Annotated in this window: 14 protein-coding genes; 9 read left to right on the top strand and 5 right to left on the bottom strand. The window is 68.2% G+C overall.

Annotated elements, in window-relative coordinates:
• Positions 1-2,256, top strand: a complete 2,256-nt coding sequence (locus AC6LKG_RS00180; RefSeq protein ID WP_498161817.1) for an IgaA/UmoB family intracellular growth attenuator — start codon at positions 1-3, stop codon at positions 2,254-2,256.
• Here the strand turns inward: AC6LKG_RS00180 and lpxK are convergent.
• The 3 genes from lpxK to AC6LKG_RS00195 are packed head-to-tail and all read right to left on the bottom strand — an operon-like array spanning position 2,253 to position 4,320.
• On the bottom strand, positions 2,253-3,296 hold the full coding sequence (lpxK, locus tag AC6LKG_RS00185) for a tetraacyldisaccharide 4'-kinase (RefSeq protein ID WP_498161818.1): 1,044 nt from the start codon (positions 3,294-3,296) through the stop codon (positions 2,253-2,255). The two genes, AC6LKG_RS00180 and lpxK, sit on opposite strands and share 4 nt — an antisense overlap.
• The gene (locus AC6LKG_RS00190; RefSeq protein ID WP_498161819.1) at positions 3,293-3,706 is read right to left on the bottom strand and encodes an ExbD/TolR family protein; all 414 of its coding nucleotides are present in this window, start codon (positions 3,704-3,706) and stop codon (positions 3,293-3,295) included. The genes lpxK and AC6LKG_RS00190 overlap by 4 nt, the downstream gene beginning before the upstream one ends.
• Positions 3,703-4,320: a MotA/TolQ/ExbB proton channel family protein gene (locus tag AC6LKG_RS00195; protein WP_498161820.1), complete on the bottom strand. Its 618-nt coding sequence runs from the start codon at positions 4,318-4,320 to the stop codon at positions 3,703-3,705. The genes AC6LKG_RS00190 and AC6LKG_RS00195 overlap by 4 nt, the downstream gene beginning before the upstream one ends.
• A gap of 357 nt (positions 4,321-4,677) precedes the next feature.
• Between AC6LKG_RS00195 and xseA the strand changes: the two genes are divergently transcribed.
• The 5 genes from xseA to pcaF all read left to right on the top strand — a co-directional run bounded on the left by xseA (position 4,678) and on the right by pcaF (position 11,702).
• Positions 4,678-6,042, top strand: a complete 1,365-nt coding sequence (xseA, locus tag AC6LKG_RS00200) for an exodeoxyribonuclease VII large subunit (RefSeq protein WP_498161821.1) — start codon at positions 4,678-4,680, stop codon at positions 6,040-6,042.
• A 211-nt stretch (positions 6,043-6,253) separates the two neighbouring features.
• Complete coding sequence (sodB, locus tag AC6LKG_RS00205) at positions 6,254-6,832, top strand: superoxide dismutase [Fe] (RefSeq protein ID WP_175131642.1); 579 nt, start codon at positions 6,254-6,256, stop codon at positions 6,830-6,832.
• Positions 6,833-7,124: 292 nt separating this feature from the next.
• A complete protein-coding gene (locus AC6LKG_RS00210; RefSeq protein ID WP_498161823.1) occupies positions 7,125-8,858 on the top strand; it encodes a methyl-accepting chemotaxis protein in 1,734 nt (577 codons plus the stop codon).
• An 89-nt stretch (positions 8,859-8,947) separates the two neighbouring features.
• Positions 8,948-10,354: a chloride channel protein gene (locus tag AC6LKG_RS00215; RefSeq protein ID WP_498161824.1), complete on the top strand. Its 1,407-nt coding sequence runs from the start codon at positions 8,948-8,950 to the stop codon at positions 10,352-10,354.
• A gap of 142 nt (positions 10,355-10,496) precedes the next feature.
• Positions 10,497-11,702 carry a 3-oxoadipyl-CoA thiolase gene (pcaF, locus tag AC6LKG_RS00220; RefSeq protein WP_175131639.1) on the top strand — a complete coding sequence of 402 codons (1,206 nt, stop codon included), beginning with the start codon at positions 10,497-10,499 and terminating at the stop codon, positions 11,700-11,702.
• 121 nt (positions 11,703-11,823) lie between these two features.
• Here pcaF and AC6LKG_RS00225 read toward each other — a convergent pair whose 3' ends face one another.
• Both AC6LKG_RS00225 and AC6LKG_RS00230 read right to left on the bottom strand, forming a co-directional pair.
• Positions 11,824-12,336, bottom strand: a complete 513-nt coding sequence (locus tag AC6LKG_RS00225) for a DUF192 domain-containing protein (protein WP_498161826.1) — start codon at positions 12,334-12,336, stop codon at positions 11,824-11,826.
• Between the two features lie 101 nt (positions 12,337-12,437).
• On the bottom strand, positions 12,438-12,683 hold the full coding sequence (locus AC6LKG_RS00230; RefSeq protein ID WP_006220277.1) for a cold-shock protein: 246 nt from the start codon (positions 12,681-12,683) through the stop codon (positions 12,438-12,440).
• Between the two features lie 226 nt (positions 12,684-12,909).
• Between AC6LKG_RS00230 and clpS the strand changes: the two genes are divergently transcribed.
• From clpS to pbpC, 3 genes are all read left to right on the top strand, one after another.
• On the top strand, positions 12,910-13,224 hold the full coding sequence (clpS, locus tag AC6LKG_RS00235) for an ATP-dependent Clp protease adapter ClpS (RefSeq protein ID WP_049073105.1): 315 nt from the start codon (positions 12,910-12,912) through the stop codon (positions 13,222-13,224).
• Positions 13,225-13,374: 150 nt separating this feature from the next.
• Entirely contained in the window at positions 13,375-18,594 is a 5,220-nt protein-coding gene (locus AC6LKG_RS00240) for an alpha-2-macroglobulin family protein (protein ID WP_498161828.1), read from the top strand.
• A complete protein-coding gene (pbpC, locus tag AC6LKG_RS00245; RefSeq protein ID WP_498161829.1) occupies positions 18,591-20,813 on the top strand; it encodes a penicillin-binding protein 1C in 2,223 nt (740 codons plus the stop codon). The genes AC6LKG_RS00240 and pbpC overlap by 4 nt, the downstream gene beginning before the upstream one ends.
• Positions 20,814-20,828: the final 15 nt, after the last annotated feature.

A 20,828-nucleotide genomic window follows, 5' to 3' on the forward strand; every position in this document is an offset into this window, starting at 1 on the left:
ATGGATTCCAACACCATTCGCATCGGCCTGATGCTCATCATCCTGGTCTGGTCGGTCATCAGCGCCATCACCTATATGGTGCGCCGCAGTGACAACAAGGGCGCGCTGCGCCAGCTCAAACAGGACGGCCAGCCCCTGCGCCGCCTGAGCGCCGAGGAACAGGCCATGCTGCGGCCGTTCCTGGTGCAGCCGTCCAAGCCAACCAACAGCGTGGCGCTGGTGAGCGACGGGGTGTTCCCGCTGCGGGGCGCCTTCGTGCGCCACGGGCTGGAATCGAGCCACGGTGGCTCTACCATGCACGACACGCTCGGCGGCGTCGACGTGGTGTTGCCCTATGACGCCCGCGACTATCTGCGCGAGGAAAACCAGGCCGAAGTGGTGATGACGGAGAAGTTCGCCATCGTGGTCGGGCTGAATGGCGAATTCGACCTGGCGGGCGGACGCGAGCGTGAAGCGCGCCGGCAGAAGCAGAACCAGCAATGGGCCAGCGGCAAGCTGGGCGATATGCAGAATGTGGTCGACGCCGGAGATAGCGGCGATGCCGCTGGCGCGGACGGCGGGGCGGCGCATGGCCAGGCCGAACGCGAGTTCGAGCAGGCCATGCGCGTCGAGATCCTGAGCCAGCGCGATGAGACGCCCGCCGAGATCGCGGCGCGGCGTCCCGCGGGCATCGCTTTCTGGCCGGCGATGCTCTGGCTTGTGGCGTTCGGCTGCCTGGGCGTGGCCGCGGCTGGCGGCGGCTGGCCCTGGCTGGCCGGCGCGGCGCCGTTGGTGTTGCTGGCGCTATGGCTGACCTGGCGCCGCCGGCCCCTGGGCGCGCCGCAGAAGGTCAATCGCGCGCGCGGCGAGCTCCACGCCATCGTGCTGACCAACCCGGCCAATTCGCAGGCGGTGTCGACCCAGTTGTTCCTGGGGGACAAGATCCCGGTATCGCTGCCGGAGCACTGGCGCCACGGGCTGGAATTGCCGGCAGACGGCAGTGTCGACGTCGATCTGCGGGTCGAGGATTATTCCGTAGTGCGCCTGGGGCAGCGCTATTCGGTGGACGAGGAACAGCGCCGCTTCCCGCCGGTGTTCTGGGGTCGCCATGTCATGCTGGCGCTGGCCGGCCTGATCGCCGGCGTCACGCTGGGCCTTGTGTCGGGCCCGCGATTGCCCAGCGATTTCGCGCTGACCGCCGCTTGGGCGCGTGGCGCGCAGCCGCGTGCCTACGAGTCGGCCGCGGCCCTGGCGCAGAATCCGCCCGCTCCGGGCGAACCGATCGCGCTGCAAGGGGCCGGGCGCTGCCAGTTCCAACCGGATGCCTATCGGCCCGGGGAAGTGCACTTCGACTGCGAACAGGTGCGCTGGCAAGGCGATGCGCTACGCGCTGCCGACCTGCGCCTGGCGCCTGCGGTGCTGCAGCTGTATTCGGGCGAGTTCCTCAAGACCCGGCCCAATCCGATGATGGACCTGCTGGTGCGCAGTCAGGCCTATCGCGGCATGGCCGGCAATCCGCTGGCGGCTTATAACGCCCGCAATCTCTCGGCGCTGACGGTGAGCCGCGTGACCGATCTGGTGCTGACGGCGGAACAGGCCTGCGATGCGGCAACCGGCCAGGCCATTGCCGAGTGCGATCACTTCAAGGCCGGCCTGGTCGACAAGTTGATCCTGTCGCCCGACGAGCCCGCCAATTGGCTGGAATTGCTGCGGCTGGCGCAGGGCGGCGCCTTCAAACAGAACGACAATGCCGACGACGCGGTGATCATTTCGCGCGATGCCGACGAGTTGCGCAGCCTGGCCAGGTCCAGCATGGAGCCGGTGGTGCGCGGTGCGGTGGCGCAGGCCAGCCAGGACTTGATGGCGCGCCAGCGCGGCGGCGTGCTGTTGCGCGTGGCGGCCGGCCCTTATGCCGAGCTGCCGCAATTGCCGCCCCTGCGCCGTACCCGCGGCGGCAATGCCGACACGCTGCAGGCCTGGAACCAGCAGGCCGCGATGCTGGCCGAGGATGGCGCCTTGCCGTTCCAGGTCGCCGGCATCGTCACGGCGGTCGGCAAGGATGCCTCGGGCGCTACCGTGGTCGACATCGATGCGCAACACGCGCTGGACCAGCCCTTGCCGTCGCTGGCGCGCGTGCTGTGGCTGGCGCTGGCGGCATTGCTGCTGCTGATCCACCTGCCGCTGGCGCTGCTGCGCCTGCGCGCGGCGGCAGCCCGCAAGCGGGCCCTGGCGGAATACGCCAGCCGGCCCGGCCCGGCGCGGGCGGCGTTCTTCTAGTCGGGGCGAGGCTGGCGCAAGCGCTGCGCCAGCCAGTCGAACAGCCAGGGGTCGGAAAAACCGGCCCGCACCGGCACTTCCCACAAGCGCGCGTCATGCAGCGCCGCGCACTTGATGGCGTCCTTGGACGTCACCAGGATGGCCGCGGCCGCCAACCGATCGAAGGGCGAACGGGCGTAATCGTGGTGATCCGGCAATGGCAGCGTCTCGGCCAGCGCGATCCCTTGCGACCGCAGGGTGGTGAAAAAGCGTTCGGGATTGCCGATGCCAGCCGCCGCGGCCACCCCCGGCTGGCCGGCGAAGTCGGCCAGCGGCCGCAAGGCGCCGTCCTCGACGCGGCGCGCGTCGGTTGGCTCCAGCCACATCGCCACCTGGCGCGGGCCCGTTGCCTGAGGCGGCGCGGCGCGGCCGTCGGGCACGCCGATATTGGTCACCACCGCATCCACGTCGCGCAGCCGGCTGGCCGGTTCGCGCAGCGGGCCGGCGGGCAGTAGCCGGCCGTTGCCGATGCCACGTGGATCCTGCACCACGATCTCGACGTCGCGCGCCAGCGCCAGGTGTTGCAGGCCGTCGTCGGAAACGATCACGTCCACTTGCGGATGTGCGTCCAGCAGCGCCTGGGCGGCCAGCGCGCGGCGCGGATGCACCGCCACCGGCGCGCCGGTGGCGCGCGCGATCAGCGCCGGCTCGTCGCCGAATTGCGCCGCATCCAGCGCACCCTGGCCGACGCGCGCCCGCGGCCCCAGCTTCACGCCATAGCCGCGGCTGACCACGCCCGGTGTGTAGCCGTGCGCGCGCAGGCCTTCGACGGTGGCGATGACCATGGGGGTCTTGCCGGTGCCGCCGACATAGATGTTGCCAATCACCACCACCGGCACCGGCGCGCGGTAGACCGGCCTGCGGCCCTCGCGGTAGTCGGCGCGCTTGCGCGCCACCACGCGCGCGGTCAGCGCAGCCAGCGGCCGCAGCAGGGTGGAGAGCCAGCCGCCATGCTGCCATTGGCGCGCCAGCAGCGAGGCCTTGGGGGAAGGCGCGTTCACCGGGCGGTCTGGGCGGCGAAGTTGACGCGGCCGATGCCGGCCAGGCGGGCCGCTTCCATCACGTTGATCACGGACTGGTGGGTGGCCTGGGCATCGGCGTTGATCACCACCAGCGGCTCGGTCTTGCCGGCTGCCGCCTGGCGCAGCAGGTCGGCGATCTCGGGGGGCGTGGACACGTCGATCAAGGTGCCGTTGAGCGCATAGCGCCCGTCCTGGCTGATCGCCACTTCCAGCGCCGGCGGGGTTTCCTGTTCGGCCGAGGCTTGCGGCAGCGTGACCTTCAACTGCGTGAAGCGCGCGAAGGACGTGGTGGCCGCCAGGAAGATGAGGATGACCAGCAGGACGTCGATGAGCGGGATCAGATTGATGTCCAGCTCGTCGCGATCGCCCCGGGAGCCCCGGAAATTCATGGGCGGTCCTCGCGCGAGGCGGGCGCCACGGCGCGCGCCAGGCGCGCGGCCGAGATTTCCATGGCATTCAGGTAGCCGTCGACCCGGCTGCGCAGGTAGCGGTGGGCGATCATGGCGGGAATGGCGATGAGGATGCCGAAGCCGGTGTTGTACAGCGCGATGGAGATGCCGCGGGCCAACTGGGCCGGATCACCGCCGCCGGGCGTGTAGGAGCCGAAGATCTCGATCATGCCGACCACGGTGCCGAACAGGCCCATCAGCGGCGCCACCACGGCAATGGTGCCGATGGCCGGAATGTAGCGGCTGAGGTCATGGGCCACGGCGCGGCCGGTGTCCTCGACCACGTTGCGCAGTTCCTCGCGAGGCAGGTGGCGATGACGCATGACCTCGGCCAGCACACGGCCCAGCGGGGAATTGCGTTCCAGGCGGCTCAGGGCCTCGGGGCTGTCCTGGCGGTTGCGCAGCATCTCGGCCACCTGTTCGTTCAGGCCGCGCGGCAGGATCTGGCTGCGTCGCAGCGACAGGAAGCGCTCGAAGATCAGCGCCAGGCCCAGCACGGAAGTCGCCAGCAGGGGCCAGATCGGCCAGCCGGCCTCGCGCAAGATGGAAAGCAAAACAGTCGACTCCAGGGGAGGGGCCGGGACGGTGGCGGGGGCCCGCGCGCCGGCATCTGATCAAGCCGAAACTGTAACGGCGCGGCGGGGATGTGGCAAGGGCGGCCGGCCGCCGAAGCTATCCACAGAATTTGTGGATAATTCTGTGCAAAACTTCGCCGGAACGCTTGCGGGCACAGGGCTGGCGCTTGGTTGCGCTCATTTCGAGCAGCCGGGATTGGCTGAAATTTTGATATAAATCATTGGTTTAGCTTGAATTTGCTGGCTTTGGGGCCAGTGGCGGCAAAAATGCCCGGACGCGGTATCATGGCGGCCCGCTGCGCATGCCCTGTGGACAGCTAAGCGTCGGAAAGCCTTATGACAATTGAACTTGCGGTCACAAACAACGTATTCGCGCGGGATATCCTCACAGTTGCCCAGTTGAACCAAGCGGTGGGGCAATTGTTGGAGCGCAGCATTCCGGCGCTGTGGGTGCGCGGCGAGATTTCCAACTTCACGCAGGCGGCTTCCGGGCATTGGTACTTCACGCTCAAGGACAGCCGCGCCGCGGTGCGGGCCGTGATGTTCCGGGGCCGCGCCAGCGCGGTGGGGTTCGTGCCGCGCGCCGGCGACCAGGTCGAAATCAGGGCCAGGGTGTCGCTGTACGAGCCGCGCGGCGATTATCAACTGCAGGCCGACGCCATGCGCCGCGCGGGTATCGGCAACCTGTACGAGGCTTTCCTGCGCCTGAAGGAGCAACTGGCCGCCGAAGGCCTGTTCGATCCGGCGCGCAAGCGCGAGCCGGTACCGCTGCCGCGCGCGATCGGCGTGATCACCTCGCTGCACGCGGCCGCGCTGCGCGACGTGCTGTCGGCGCTGGCGCGGCGCGCGCCGCAGGTGCCCGTCATCATTTATCCGGCGCCGGTGCAGGGCGCGGACGCCGCCGGCCGGCTGGCCGCGCAGATCCGCCAGGCCAATGCGCGTGGCGAGGTCGACACGCTGCTGCTGGTGCGCGGAGGCGGCAGCATCGAAGATCTCTGGAGCTTCAACGACGAGGATCTGGCGCGCGCGATCGACGCCAGCGCCATCACCACCATCAGTGGTGTCGGCCATGAAACCGACTTCACCATCGCCGACTTCGTCGCCGATGTGCGCGCGCCCACCCCGACCGCGGCGGCCGAGCTGGCGTGCGTGCCGCGGTCGGACCTGCTGGGCCGCGTGATGTACGCGGCCGAGACCCTTGCGCGCGGCCAACAGCGCCGGCTCGAGCGCGCCGCGCAGCGGCTGGACCGCGCCGCCGCGCAATTGGTGTCGCCGGCACAGCGCCTGGAGCATCAGCGCGAACGGTTGAACAGCCTCGGCTACCGCCTGGCGGCGGCCTGGGCCGGCCCGCAGGGCCGCCGCGACGCCCGCGTCAATCTGTTGGCGCAACGCCTGGCGCACCGCGTGCCCGATGTCCGCCGGGGCGCCGAGCGGCTGGCCGCCGTAACGCGGCAACTGGGCCAGGCGCATGCGCGTCTGCTGGCGCGGCGCCGCGACCGTCTGGCGGCCGTCGGCGCCCAATTGCGCGCATTCGATCCCGGCAATACGCTGGCGCGCGGCTACGCGATCGCCCGAGACGCCGAAGGCCGCATCGTGCGCGATGCCGCCACCCTGGCGGCGGGGCAGGGGCTGGACTTGAGCTTTGCCCAGGGCGGCGCCCGCGTCGAGGTCACGCAGGTGCGCGAGACGCGCGACCTCTGACGCTGGCGGCGCAGCGCGCGCCGCCAGCGTGAGCGAGTCCGATATCGCGGCGTGGGCCGGGACCGTGTCACGAGCCGGCGCAGCGTTCCGGCCGCGCGACCTGTGCGCGGGTCCGTTAACCCCGCGCCGCCGCGGGTTAACGCGGTATCCTCGCAGAGTTGCCGATACAATTGAACGGCTTGATCGTGCACTCAACAGAAGGAACCGACACATGGCACATACTCTTCCCCCCCTGCCTTACGATATGGACGCGCTGGCTCCGCACATCTCGAAAGAGACGCTGGAGTACCACTACGGCAAGCACCACCAGACCTACGTCACGAACCTGAACAACCTGATCCCGGGCACCGAGTTCGAGAACCTGTCGCTGGAAGACATCGTCAAGAAGTCCTCGGGTGGCATCTTCAACAACGCCGCGCAGATCTGGAACCACACCTTCTACTGGAACAGCCTGGCTCCCAAGGCCGGTGGCGCGCCGACCGGCAAGCTGGCCGACGCCATCAACGCCAAGTGGGGCAGCTTCGACGCCTTCAAGGAAGCCTTCAACAAGTCCGCCGCCGGCAACTTCGGTTCGGGCTGGACCTGGCTGGTCAAGAAGGCCGACGGCTCGGTCGACATCGTCAACACCAGCAACGCAGCCACCCCGCTGACCACGGCCGACAAGCCGCTGCTCACCTGTGATGTCTGGGAACACGCGTACTACATCGACTACCGCAATGCCCGCCCCAAGTACCTGGAAAACTTCTGGGCCCTGGTGAACTGGGAATTCGCGGCCAAGAATTTCGCCTGATTCCGCGGCGCGCCCGGCGCGCATCGCAAGGTCAAGGCCCCTCGCATCGCGAGGGGCCTTTTTGTTTGCGGCGGCACCCCCCCGCGAACCCGACTGAAATCATGAATTACATGGTCATATTTTGTATATTGTCGAATTCATTTTGTGGAAAATGAGAATGAATCTCCCTCTCTTCCCGGAAACCGTGAGCGCAACGTCCCGCTATTGTTGACAGCAGTCTGCGGCCGAGCCATGGGGCCAACGATCGCGGCATGCCCGCCACAACACCGTGGCGTTTGACGGGAAGGGAAGCATGTTGCGGTTTTTTTCGGGGTTGCATATTGGCGCGCGCATCGGCGTGCGCCTGTCGGGCGCGTTCCTGCTGGTGGCGTTGCTGGGGGGCTGCATCGGCGCGTTCGGCGTGTGGGGGCTGGCCCGCATCAACGATATGAACGACCAGATCGCCGAGGTCGAATTCCGGGGGCTGTCGGACATCAAGGAAGCCAATATCAGCCTGATCGCCGCCGGCCGCGCGCGCAAGAGCTTCCTGGGCGCCACCACCCAGGAAGAAAGGCAGGCGCTACGCGCCGAGTTCGACCGCGATGTTGCCAGCCTGGAGCGCCTGCGCGCCAAGGCGGCGCAGAGCTTCGTCCGCGAGAACGGCAAGCGTCTGCTGGCGCAATTCGTCGAAGCCGAAGAGCTCTGGAAGCGCGAGGCCAACGAGTTCTTCGACGCGGCGCAAGGGCTGCCGCTGGCGCAGACCGATGCCGCCATCGTCAACATCACCAAACGCGCGGCCGCCTCGTCGGGCAAGGCCGAGGCGCTGATCTCCGAACTGGTCCAGGCCAAGGAGCAGGCGGCCGACCGCGCGGTGCGCGAAGTGACCGACCTGTATTCCAGCACCCGTCTCATCATGATCGGGCTGTCGCTGGCCGGCGTGGCCCTCGGTCTGCTGCTGGGCTGGCTGGTGACGCGTGGCATCACCCGGCCGCTGGGGCGGGCAGTGGAGGCCGCGCGCCGGGTCGCCAATGGCGACCTGAGCGGTGACATCCAGGTCACGTCGCGCGACGAGACCGGCGACCTGATGGCCGCGCTCAAGGCCATGAACGAAAACCTGTCGCGCATCGTGCGCGATGTGCGCGACGGCTGCGAGAGCATCGCCTCGGCTTCCTCGCAGATCGCGCAGGGCAATGCCGACCTGTCGCAACGCACCGAGGAACAGGCCGCGTCGCTGGAGCAGACCGCGGCCTCGATGGAGCAGCTCACCAGCACGGTGCAACAGAACGCCAGCAATGCCGGCGAGGCCGAAAAGCTGGTGACCCAGGCCTCGGCGGTGGCGGCGCGCGGCGGCGAGGTGGTCAATGTCGTGGTGCGGACCATGGGCGAGATCTCCGAAAGCTCGCGCCGCATCGCCGATATCACCAGCGTGATCGACGGCATTGCGTTCCAGACCAACATCCTGGCGCTGAACGCGGCCGTCGAGGCCGCGCGCGCCGGCGAGCAGGGCCGCGGCTTCGCGGTGGTGGCGGGCGAAGTCCGCACCCTGGCGCAGCGCTCGGCGGTGGCGGCCAAGGAAATCAAGGCCCTGATCGACGAATCCGTGCATCGCGTCGAGGGCGGCACGCGCCAGGTGGACGAAGCGGGCAACACCATGCGCGAGGTGGTCGACAGCGTGCGCCAGGCCGCGGTCCTGGTGCATGAAATCGCCAGCGCCTCGGCCGAACAATCCACCGGCATCGGCCAGGTCAACCAGGCCGTGGCGCAGATGGACACCGTGACCCAGCAGAACGCGGCGCTGGTGGAGCAGGCCGCCGCCGCGGCCGGCAGCATGCGGGAGCAGGCCGGCCGGCTGTCGCAGCAGGTGCGCCGTTTCAAGATCGACGCCGGCGGGCTGCCTGACGCCCTGGCGGCCGGCCCCCAGGCGCGCCTGATCGAGGCCGGCCGCGCCACGCCGCGTCCGGCGGTCGCCGCGCCGCGCCAGGAACCGGTCGTGGCGCGCCCGGCGCTCAGCCATACCGCGGACCAGGACGACTGGTCGTCCTTCTGAGGGCCGTGGCGGGTTGTGGGCTGCGCGTCAGGCGGCGATGGTAAGGTGTAGCCTCGTCTGGTTTCGTCCCTTGCCGCCCGACCTCGCTCATGCCCCTGCCCACTCCGTTGCGCCGTGTCGCCACCGGCTCCCGTCATCTCTTGCGCCGCAAGGCGCGTCAAACCAATCGCCTGTCGCGCAAGAGCCTGCCCATGGCTCTGCTGCTGGGGGGCGCGGCCCTGGTGGCGCTGGTGTCGCTCGGGTTCGCCTATCTGGCCGACCTGGCGCTGGAATGGAACCGCGAATGGGTCGGGCGCGCCGGCTGGCTGGCGCTGCTGGTGCTGCCTTGCGCGCTGGCGGCCTTGCGCTGGGCCACCTTGCGGTTCGCGCCCAATGCGGTGGGCAGCGGCATCCCGCAGGTCATCGGCGCCTTGTCGCTGCCGCCCGGATCGAGCCAGCGCAGCCTGGTGTCGCTGACGCAGGTGCTGTGGAAAATCCCCCTGGCATTCTTCGGCATGCTGGCCGGCGCTTCGATCGGGCGCGAGGGGCCCTCGGTCCAGGTTGGCGCCGCCGTCATGCTGGCCTGGGGCGATTTCTGGAAACGCCGCGGCCTGCAACTGCGTGGCTTCCACGCCAACGAACTGATTGCCGCGGGCGCCGCCGGCGGCCTGGCCGCGGCTTTCAATGCGCCGCTGGCGGGCGTCATTTTCGCCATCGAGGAACTGGGGCGCGGCACGGCGCTGCGCTGGCAGCGGCTGGTGCTGATCGGCGTGCTGGCGGCCGGCTTCCTGGTGGTGGCGGTGCAAGGCAACAATCCCTATTTCGGCGCCTTTGCCGGCGCGCCGCTGGCCCACGGCATGTTGTGGTGGGTGCTGATCTGCGCCGCGCTCAACGGCGCGCTGGGCGGCATCTTCGCGCGCCTGCTGGGCAAAGGGCCGGCCGCGATGGCACCGGCTTCCTGGCGCGCCTGGGTGCGTGGGCATCCCATCTGGACTGCCTTTGCCATGGGCCTGGTGCTGGCGTTGATCGGCCTGGTCACGGCCGGCAGCGTCTACGGCACGGGCTATGGCGCGGCCGCCGACCTGCTGTCGGGCGAGACCCAGCATGCGCTACCGGCCGGCTTCGGCGTGGCCAAGCTGGCCGCGACCGTCGCCTCCTATTGGGCCGGCATTCCTGGCGGCATCTTCACGCCGGCGCTGACCACCGGGGCCGGCATCGGCCATCACATCTGGGAGCTGGCCGGCGAGGGCGTGGACCAGCGCGTGCTGGTGCTGGTGTCGATGGCGGCGTTCCTGGCCGCCGCCACGCAGGCGCCGCTGACGGCCAGCGTCGTCGTCATGGAAATGACGGGCAGCCAGCCGATGCTGTTCTGGCTGCTGGTCGGTTCGCTGCTGTCCTCGGGCGTGTCGCGCCAGTTTTGCCCGCAGCCGTTCTATCACCTGGCCGCCGGCCGCTTCCGCCGCCAGGCAATCGTCGAGGCGGGGCGGGCGGCCCGCGCCGGCACGCCAGCGCCATAAGATGCCGGCCCAGTACGGTGAGTGAACATCTGCTGGACGGCGTCCGTGCTGCGGACATCCACGGGATGCACCAACTTGGCGCGAAATCCGGTGCGTTAAGATCGACCGCATCCCATTTTTCCCACTTCGATCCGAGCATCCCATGACCGTGCATGCCTTTATCTGTGACGCGATCCGCACCCCCTTCGGCCGCTACGGCGGCGCGCTGGCTCCCGTGCGCCCTGACGACCTCGCGGCCGTTGCCATCAAGGCGCTGGTGGCGCGTAATCCCGGCGTGCGCTGGGAAGAGCTGGACGACGCCATCATGGGTTGCGCCAATCAGGCCGGCGAGGACAACCGCAACGTTGCGCGCATGGCCACGCTGCTGGCCGGTCTGCCGGTCGAAGTGCCCGGCGCCACCGTCAACCGCCTGTGCGGTTCCGGTCTTGATGCCATCGGCAGCGCCGCCCGCGCCATCCGCGCCGGCGAAGCCGGCCTGATGCTGGCCGGCGGCGTCGAGAGCATGAGCCGCGCGCCTTTCGTCATGGGCAAGGCCGACAGCGCCTTCTCGCGCAGCGCCGCCATCTACGACACCACCATCGGCTGGCGCTTCATCAACAAGCTGATGAAGGCCCAGTACGGCGTCGACTCGATGCCCGAAACCGCCGAGAACGTCGCCGACGACTTCAAGATCAACCGCGAAGACCAGGACCTGTTCGCGCTGGCCAGCCAGCAGAAAACCGCGCGGGCCCAGAAGGAAGGCTTCTTCGACGCCGAGATCGTGCCGGTTTCCATCGCTCAGAAAAAGGGCGATCCGGTCATCGTGTCCAAGGACGAACACCCGCGCGAAACCAGCATCGAGGCGCTGGCCAAGCTCAAGGGTGTGGTGCGCGAGGGCGGCACGGTCACGGCCGGCAACGCCTCGGGCGTCAACGACGGCGCAGCCGCGTTGCTGCTGGCCGACGAAAAGGGCGCGGCCCGCCATGGCCTGACGCCGCGCGCCCGCGTGGTCGGCATGGCCACCGCCGGCGTCGCGCCGCGCATCATGGGTATCGGTCCGGCGCCCGCCACCCGCAAGGTGCTGGCCCAGACCGGCCTGACGCTGGAGCAGATGGACGTGATCGAGCTGAACGAGGCGTTCGCCGCGCAAGGCCTGGCCGTGCTGCGCCAGTTGGGCATCGCCGACAACGATCCGCGCGTCAACCCGAACGGCGGCGCCATCGCCCTGGGCCATCCGCTGGGCGCCAGCGGCGCGCGCCTGGCCACCACCGCGATCAACCAGTTGCATCGCACGGGCGGCCGCTACGCGCTGTGCACCATGTGCATCGGCGTGGGCCAGGGTATCGCCCTGATCATCGAACGCGTCTGATCGCCGCGGCCCCAGGGCCGCGGCGGCATGCTGCCGTCGCGTGCCGGACGGCCAGGCAATAAAAAAGGGAGCCCGCGGGCTCCCTTTTGCTTGGCGACGACGGCGCGGCCGGCCTGCCGCGTCAGGGCAGGCCGTCGATCTTGCGACCGGCCTTCATGCCGTGGCTTTCGTACCAGCCTTGCGCCATTTCCAGCGCGTAGCGCACCGGCTTCTTGGAGCAATGGGTATCGTCGCTCTGCGGCGCCATGTCTTCGATATTGACGATGGTGCCGTCGTCGGCGATAAAGGCGATCGATAGCGGCAGCAAGGTGTTGTGCATCCAGAAGCACTGCAGGTCGGGCTGTTCGAACACGAACAGCATGCCGTCGTTGCCGCTCAGTTCCTTGCGGAACATGAGGCCGACGCGGCGGGTGGCTTCCGTATTGGCGACTTCTGCGCGGATAATATGGATGCCGGCGGCCAGTTGCGTGGTGGGCAGGGGCGCCTGCGGACCGCTTTGCGCGCCGGCCACCAGTGGCAGGGCCAGCGTGGCCGCGCCCAGCAATGCCGCGGCCGCCTTGCGCGTTGCCGCCTCAATGAACGCCGTCTTGAACAACGTACGACCGACCTGAAACAACGCAGCATTCTTCAGCATAACCACACGCAATAATCGCAGTAATAGGAAAATAACAAGGCGGGGCCCGAAAGCCCCGCCTGATAATGGCGCAACCTTACCGTTGCGCTGTAAAGGGTAACTCAGGCAGCAGTGATATTGAGCGCCTGTTTGCCTTTGGGCCCCTGGATTATCTCGAAAGCCACTTTCTGGCCTTCTTTCAGGGTTTTAAAACCATTCATCTGGATGGATGAGAAGTGGGCGAACAGATCTTCACCGCCGTCATCGGGCGTAATGAAGCCGAACCCCTTTGCATCGTTGAACCATTTGACGGTACCCGTCGATTTGGGATTGTCCCCTTGGACGGCGGTTGCGGTCGTATCAGACATGCGGACTGCCTCATTGAATCGTATGTTGACAGAAGGGCATCGCGGCCTAGACCCCTGTCCCCCCTCCGGCTTCCTGGCAGATTTTCGATGAGTTGAAAACCCCAGAATGCGTGGATAATGCGCCGCTTTTCTTTGCGGAGTCAAGTATGGAAACTACGCATTTCTACGTGTAATTTTACGTAAGTTACATGCAGGTCGTCCCCTGATTAAATAGAATAGCCGCCCTATGAGTTCTACCTTGGATACCCAGCATGATTTGGTCGTCGAAAAGGCGCCGGCCCGCGTCGCGCCGCCGCCGATGTACCAGGTCTTGTTGCTCAATGACGACTACACCCCGATGGAGTTCGTCGTGAAGGTGCTGCAGAAGTTCTTCAATAAGAATCATGAAGAGGCCACGCGCATCATGTTGCAGGTGCATCACGAAGGGCGCGGCGTTTGCGGCGTCTATCCGCGCGACCTTGCCGCCACCCGGATCGCCCAGGTGGCGCAGTATGCGCGGGCGCGCCAGCATCCCTTGCAGTGCGTGATGGAACCGGTCTGAATTCGCAAGAACAGCGCCGCCACGACAGGCGGCGTTCTGCTGTACAGGGTTACAAAAGCAGGAACCGCGCACCGAGAAGCGCGCGGCAATGTCAGGTCGGCAGCTCCGCCGCAAAGGAGCATCGCATTTGAGTAGGCGGGGAGGTTTGCCGTGAGTGGAAAGAACAGCAAGACCTGGCTGGCGGTAGCCGGCGCGATCGTGGTGGCCGGCGCCATAGGCGTGGGCTGGTGGATGGGCAAGGGCGGCCAGCCGGCCGCGCCCGCCGTGCCGGCGACGGCTACGTCGGCGGCATCGGCCCCGGCCCCGGCCGCGACCGCCGCCAAGCCCGAGGCCCTGCCAGCCACGGCCACGGTCGGCACCGCCGACGCGTTCGCGGTCCTCAATTGCCAGCCGCGCCAGTACAACGATTCGCTGTCGCTGGCGGTCACCTTCACGCAGCCGGTCGAAGCCAAGGCCGACCTGAGCAAGTTCCTGCAGGTCACCGACACGGGCGCCGCGTCGGGCAAGTCCGACCAGGACAACGAACGCTCCGCCAACGGCCAGCAGCCAGCCTCTGTCCAGCCGGGTGACGCCGCGCCCAAGGGCAAGATCGTCCAGGGCAGTTGGGTGGTCGGCTCCAATCCGCGCATGGTGTATTTCCCTTATGTGCAGCCGCAGCGCTCGTATTCGGTTTCGGTGCGCGCGGGCCTGCCGGGCCAGGGCGACAAGGTCGCGCTGGCCACCGGTTCGCACTGCGCCGTGGTGACCGACGCCATGCCGCCCTCCTTCTATTTCGCCAGCCGCGGCGTGGTGCTGCCGGCCGGCCAGAACGGCGGCCTGCCGGTGGCGACCGTCAACATGCCCGAAGTCGACGTGCAGTTCCTGCGCGTCGCGCCCGAGCGCGTGCCGGAACTGTTCGAGTCGGTGCTGGGCATTGGCCGCAGCACGGCCTCGTCGGATGACGATGAATCCGGCCGCTACGACGAAGACGACTGGCGCTATGCCGGCAACCGCAGCCTGAAGGGCTCGGTCAGCAACTGGGACCTGGACCGCCTGAACACGCTGACGACCAGTGTCTACCAGGGCCGCTTCCTGACGGACGACAAGCCCAACCGCCGCCACGTCACTTTCCTGCCGGTCGAAGGCATCAAGGAATTGCAGGAACCCGGCATCTATGTCGCGGTGATGAGCCAGCCCGGCCGTTTCCGCTATGAATACCAGGTCACTTATTTCTATGTCAGCGACATCGGCCTGCACGCGCGCCGCTACAGCGACCGCATCGAGGCCTACTCGGTGTCGCTCAAGAGCGGCCAGGCGATTTCCGGTGCGCTGTTCGAACTGGTGGATGGCGCCGGCAAGACCCTTGCCAAGGCCCAGGCGGACGCGCAGGGCCACGTGCGTTTCGACGGCAGCTTCACCAACGCCCGCGTCATCCGCGCCTCGCGCGATAAGGAAATGACCGTGCTGGCGCTGGCCGAACCGGCGCTGGACCTGTCGGAATTCGATATCGGCGGCCATATCTCCCGCCCCAACAATCTGTTCGTCTACGCCGGTCGAAATCTCTACCGCCCCGGCGAAAGCTTCCATGTGTCGGTGCTGCCGCGCGACCTCGACGGCCGCGTGATGCCGGCTTCGCCACTGACCGCCACTATCAAGCGTCCCGATGGCCGCGTGGTCTCGACCAATCTTTGGCAGCCCGCCAAGGACATGCAAGGCTATGTCGAGCGCGCCATCGACCTGCCGGCCGACGCCCAGACCGGCGCCTGGATGCTGGAACTGCGCGTCGACCCCGCCTCGCGCGCGCCCGACGCCTCGTGGAAGTTCCAGGTCGAGGAATTCCTGCCCGAACGCATGAAGATGGCGCTGACGTCCGATCAGGACGTGTTGTCGCCGAACGACACCCTGACCATCGATGTGCAGGGCGACTACCTGTATGGCGCGCCGGCCGCCGGCAACCGCCTGCTGTCGAGCTTCCAGGTCAAGCGCGACCGCTATGCGCTGCCGCAGCAATGGCCCGGCTTCATCTTTGGCGACGTGAATGATGATTCGCGCCGCCATTTCGAGGAACTGCCGGAAACCGCGCTGGATTCGACGGGCGCCGCGCAACTTGAGGTCGAGCCGCGCACCGAAGGCACCCATTCGCCGATGAAAGTGCGGGTCTCGGCCAGCCTGCTGGAATCGGGCGGCCGCCCGGTGGTGCGCTCGATCGAGCGCAGCGTCTGGCCCGCCGACAAGCTGATCGCGGTGCGCCCGCAGTTCGACAGCGATGTGGCGCGCGAAGGCACCCCGGCAACGTTCGAGGTGCTGCGCGTGGACGCGCAGGGCAAGATCGCGCCGCTGGCGCAGGCACAGATGCGCCTGTACCGCGAAGAACGCCAGTATTACTGGCGCTTCGATGACCAGCGCGGCTGGAACAGCGGCTATACCGAAACCGAGGAACTGCTCGATTCGCGAGAAATCGCGCTGAAGGACCGCAGCCAGTTCACCGTGGCGGTCAAGTGGGGCCGCTACCGCCTGGAGATCACCGATCCCGAGACCGGCGAAACCCTGCGCTACCGCTTCTACGCGGGCTGGGACGCGCAGGACGCCGACGCCATGGGCAATCGCCCCGACCGCGTGCAGATGAAGCTGGAAGGCGTGCCAGCCAAGCCGGGCGACAGCGTCAAGCTGACCCTGACGCCGCCGCACGACGGCCAGGCGCTGATCACCGTCGAAGGCGACCGCATGCTGTGGTCGACCTGGGTGGCCGTGAAGGCAACCGGCACGCAAGTGGAAATCCCGATCGACAAGAGCTGGAAGCGCCATGACCTGTACGTGGCTGCGGCGGTGTTCCGCCCCGGCAGCGAAGGCGACCGCGTGACCCCGGCGCGCGCGCTGGGCCTGACTTTCCTGCCGATCGCCAGCGCCGACCGCAAGCTCGACGTCAAGCTGACGGCCGCCGCCAAGACCGAACCCGAGACCAAGACCACGGTCCGCGTCAAGGTTGATGGCGCCCAGGGCAAGCAGGCCATGGTGACGCTGTCGGCGGTCGACGTCGGCATCCTCAACATCAACCAGTACCGCACGCCCGATCCGCTCGACTTCTTCTTCGGCAAGCACCGCTACGCGCCCGAACTGCTGGACATGTACGGCAAGCTGATCGAGAAGATGGACGGCACCAAGGGCAAGCTCAAGTGGGGCGGTGACGCCGCCATGCGCGGTGACAGCAAGAGCCTGCCCAAAAAGGTCAAGCTGGTCGACCTGTTCTCGGGCCCGGTCAAGCTCAATGACAAGGGCGAGGCCGACATCGCGCTGGACCTGCCCGACTTCAACGGCACGCTGCGCCTGATGGCCGTCGCGTTCACTGCCGACAACTTCGGCAGCACCGACACCGAAATGGTGGTGGCGGCGCCGATCGTGGCCGAGCTGAACACGCCGCGCTTCATCACCCCGGGCGACCAGGCCGCCATCGCGCTGGACGTGACCAACCTGAGCGGCTCCGACCAGAAGGTGACGGTCAAGCTGGAAGCGCTGGACCCGGTCGGCATCGTCGACGGCACCCGCACCGTGACGCTCAAGGACAAGCAACGCACCACGCTGCGCTTCACCGCCAGCACCACCGGCTCGTATGGCCTGGGCCTGATGCGCCTGACGGTGGACGGGCAGGGCGGCGCCAAGCCGATCCACATCGTGCGCGAATCGGTGCTGCAGGTGCAGCCGGCCTACGCGGCCGAGCGCCAGGTGCGCCGCCTGCGCCTGAACCCGGGCGAGTCGAACACGCCGCAGGCGTCGTGGGTGGCGTCCTACTATCCGGACTCGACCACGGTCAGCATGACGGTCTCGAACCGTCCGCCGATCAACGTCAACCGCGTGGTCGAAGGCCTGCTCAACTACCCCTATGGTTGCACCGAGCAGACCATCAGCGCGACCCTGCCGTGGGTGCTGATCGACGAAGAAGCGGCCAAGCAGTTCGGCCTCAAGCCGCGCACCCAGGCCGAGCGTGAAGCCAAGGTCGCGGGCGCCATCGGCCGCCTGTCGGGCATGCGCAACGCCGTCGGCTCCTACAACCTGTGGAGCAGCTCGTCGGCGCGTGACGTGTGGCTGACGGCCTACGCCGTGGGCTTCCTGCAGGATGCGCGCGACAAGGGCTTCACGATTCCCGAGGCCTCGCTGGACCGTTCGCGCCAGTGGCTGCTGGAGCAGGTGCAGCAGAGCAGCGGCTCGTTCGGCACCTGGTCGGCCAACCTGAAGCGCGACTTCGAGGCGGGCCGCCTGGACAGCAGCGGGCTGAACGTGCTGCGCGAGGATCACCGCCGCTTCGCCGGCCTGGCCACGGCCGCCCTGGCGCTGGCGCGCGACAAAAAGGCGCCGCTGTCGACGGTGCGCCAGTTGTTCGACAACTATCAGGACCGGGCGCGTTCGCCGCTGCCCCTGATCCAGTTGGCCGCCGCGTTCAAGCTGATGGGCGATGAAGGGCGCATGAAGAGCGCGCTCGACCTGGCCATGACGCGCGAATACGGCATCACCCGCCGCGCCAACAGCTATTACGACGACTGGCTCGGCGACTACGGCAGCGCCGTGCGCGACTACGCGCTGTCGTACGCCCTGGCCAACCAGTACGAGCTGCGCCACGACCGCGTCGAGAATCTGATGACGCAACTGGCCGCGCGCATGGGCAACCGTTCGTACCTGTCGACCCAGGAACAGATGGCACTGCTGCTTGCCGCGCGCGCCGCGGGGGGCGACAAGTCCACCCCCTGGCAGGCCACGTTGACCGTCAACGGCGAGCGCAAGGCGCTGGAAGGTGGCCGGTCCGATCGCATCGTTTCGTTGAGCGCGGCCGACCTGGCGGGCACCCAGCTCGTCAACACCGGCGGTCAGTCGCTGTTTGTCGAGTACGACATCCAGGGCAGCCCGACCACCGTGCCGTCGCCGCGCAGTGACGTGATCAAGCTCAAGCGCGGCTGGTATCGTCCGGATGGCAAGCCCTGGGACGGCGGCACGCTGCAGACCGGCGACATGCTGGTGGTGTGGGTCCAGGCCAGCGCCAATCAGAACATTCCCGACGGCCTGCTGGTGGACCGTGTCCCCGCCGGCTTCGAGGTCGAGAACCTGAACCTGTCGCAAAGTCCCGAGATGCAGGACTGGAGCATTGGCGGGCGCCGCGTGGCCGACGCGATGGCCGACCCCAACATCAAGCACCGCGAGTTCCGCGATGACCGCTATGTCGCGGCGGTTTCGCTGGGCCGTGGCAAGGTCGATGTGTTCTATCTGGTGCGGGTGGTGACGCCGGGCCGCTATGCGGTGCCGTCGACGGTGGCCGAAGACATGTACCGGCCCGAGATCCGCGGCGTGGGCGAGCAATGGAGCACGGTCGAAATCCGCGATCGCAGCGCCAAGCAGCGTCCTTGAACACCGCCGCCACCCCGCCGGCGGGCGCCGCGCGCGCCCGCCGTTGGCGGCGGCGCGGACTCTTCGCGGCCAGCGTGCTTCTCGCGCTGGCCGCGTTGTTATTCGTGTTCGACCGCCTCTATCCCTTGCCTGCCATCGACTCCGGCGGCGCGGCCGTGGTGGTCGCCGCCGACGGCACGCCGCTGCGCAACTATCCCAGCCGCGATGGCATCTGGCGCTATCCGGTCGAGCCGCGGCAGGTATCGCCGCACTATCTCGACACGCTGCTGACCTATGAGGACCGCTGGTTCTACTGGCATCCCGGGGTCAACCCGGTGTCGCTGGCGCGCGCCGGCTGGCAGTGGGCCACCAACCGCCGCATCGTTTCGGGCGGGTCGACCCTGACCATGCAGGTGGCGCGCCTGATCGATCCGCAACTGGCCGGCAAGCCGTCGCGCACGCTCTTGGCCAAGCTGCGCCAGGCCTGGCGTGCCGTGCAACTGGAAATGCACTACAGCAAGGACGAGATCCTGTCGCTGTACCTGACGCACGCGCCGATGGGCGGCATTGTCGAAGGGGTGGAAATGGGCGCGCGCCTGTGGCTGGGCAAGCCCGCGCGCGACCTCAGCCCGGCCGAGGCCGCCATGCTGACCGCCTTGCCGCAGGCGCCGTCGCGGCTGCGGCCGGACCGTCATCCGCAGGCCGCCCAGGCGGCGCGCGACAAGGTGCTGGACCGCATGGTCGAGCTGGGGCGCTGGACGCCGGCCGAAGTCGCCGACGCCAAGATAGAGCAGGTGGTGGCGCCGCCGCTGCGCGCCCGCTGGCTGGCGCCGCTGGCGGCGCAGCGCCTGCTGCAGGAAGCCGGGCGGCCGCGGGCCGGCTCGCGCCGTCCGGGCAGCCGCCCGCCGGTGCTGGCCTCTACCCTGGACGCCAACATGCAGGCGGCGGTCGAGCGCATGCTGCTGGACCGGGTCGACAACCTGCCCCCCAAGGTCTCGATGGCGGTGCTGGTGATGGACAACGACACCCTGGAGGTCAAGGCCTACGCCGGTTCCGCGGATTTTTCCGACGATACCCGTTACTCGCATGTGGATATGGTGCGCGGCGTGCGTTCGCCTGGCTCGACGCTCAAGCCGTTCCTGTATGCGCAGGCCCTGGACGATGGCCTGATCCATTCGGAAAGCCTGCTGATCGACGCGCCGCTGTCGTTCGGCGGCTACGCCCCGGGCAACTTCCAGGCGTCCTTTTCGGGGCCGGTCAGTGTGGCGCAGGCGCTGCAGCGCTCGCTCAATGTGCCGGCGGTGGACCTGCTGGACCGGGTCGGACCGAACCGTTTCGCCTCGGTTATGCTGACGGGCGGCGTCTGGCTGCGCTTGCCGGCCGGTGCCGAGCCCAACCTGAGCTTGATTTTGGGCGGGGGCGGCACCACATTGGAAGAATTGGTGGGCGCTTATCGGGCCCTGGCCCGTGGCGGCATCTCGGGGCGTCCACGACTGCGGCCGGAGCAGCCCCGGGTCGAGTCCCGTATGATGAGCGCAGGCGCGGCCTGGATCGTGCGCGACATCCTGGAAGGCGGCGGCCACCCGGACCGGCCCTTTTATCAGTCGGGCAGCCCGGCGCGGCGACTGGCCTGGAAAACCGGGACGAGTTTCGGATTCCGGGACGCCTGGGCGGTCGGGGTGACCGACAGTTGGACGATCGGCGTGTGGGTGGGCCGGCCGGACGGCACCCCCAATCCCGGCTTTTTCGGGGCGAATGTGGCGGCGCCGCTACTGCAGGACATCGTCGCGGCCCTGCCGGAAGGCGCCCAGCATGTGCGGCAGCGGCCCGCCACGGTGCAGCCGGTCGTGACCTGCTGGCCGTTGGGTTACCGGCTGGGCAGCGTGCCGTCGGGGCAATGCCCCGAGCAGCGCGCGGCCTGGGCCCTGAATGACACGGTGCCGCCGTCGTTCGCCGGCTACGCCGATGCCACGCAAGGGCCGTTGCGCCTGGGGGGCGTGGCCACCGGGTCGGTGTTGCGGCCGGTGCCAGGCAGCGCCCAGGTGGCGGTGGATGTGGATGTGCAGGGCGCCGAAGGTGAAGTTTGGTGGATGCTCGATGGGCGCGTGGTGGGCCAGGCCGCGTCGGGTCGTCCGTTTAATCTGGTGCTGACGCGGGACGGACGGTATACGCTTACCGTCATGGACGCGCAAGGCCGTCATGACAGCGTGGTTTTTGAAATCGCTGGCGTTACGCCCTGATCGGCATAGAATATG

It is taken from the genome of Achromobacter sp. 46006 (assembly GCF_059761975.1).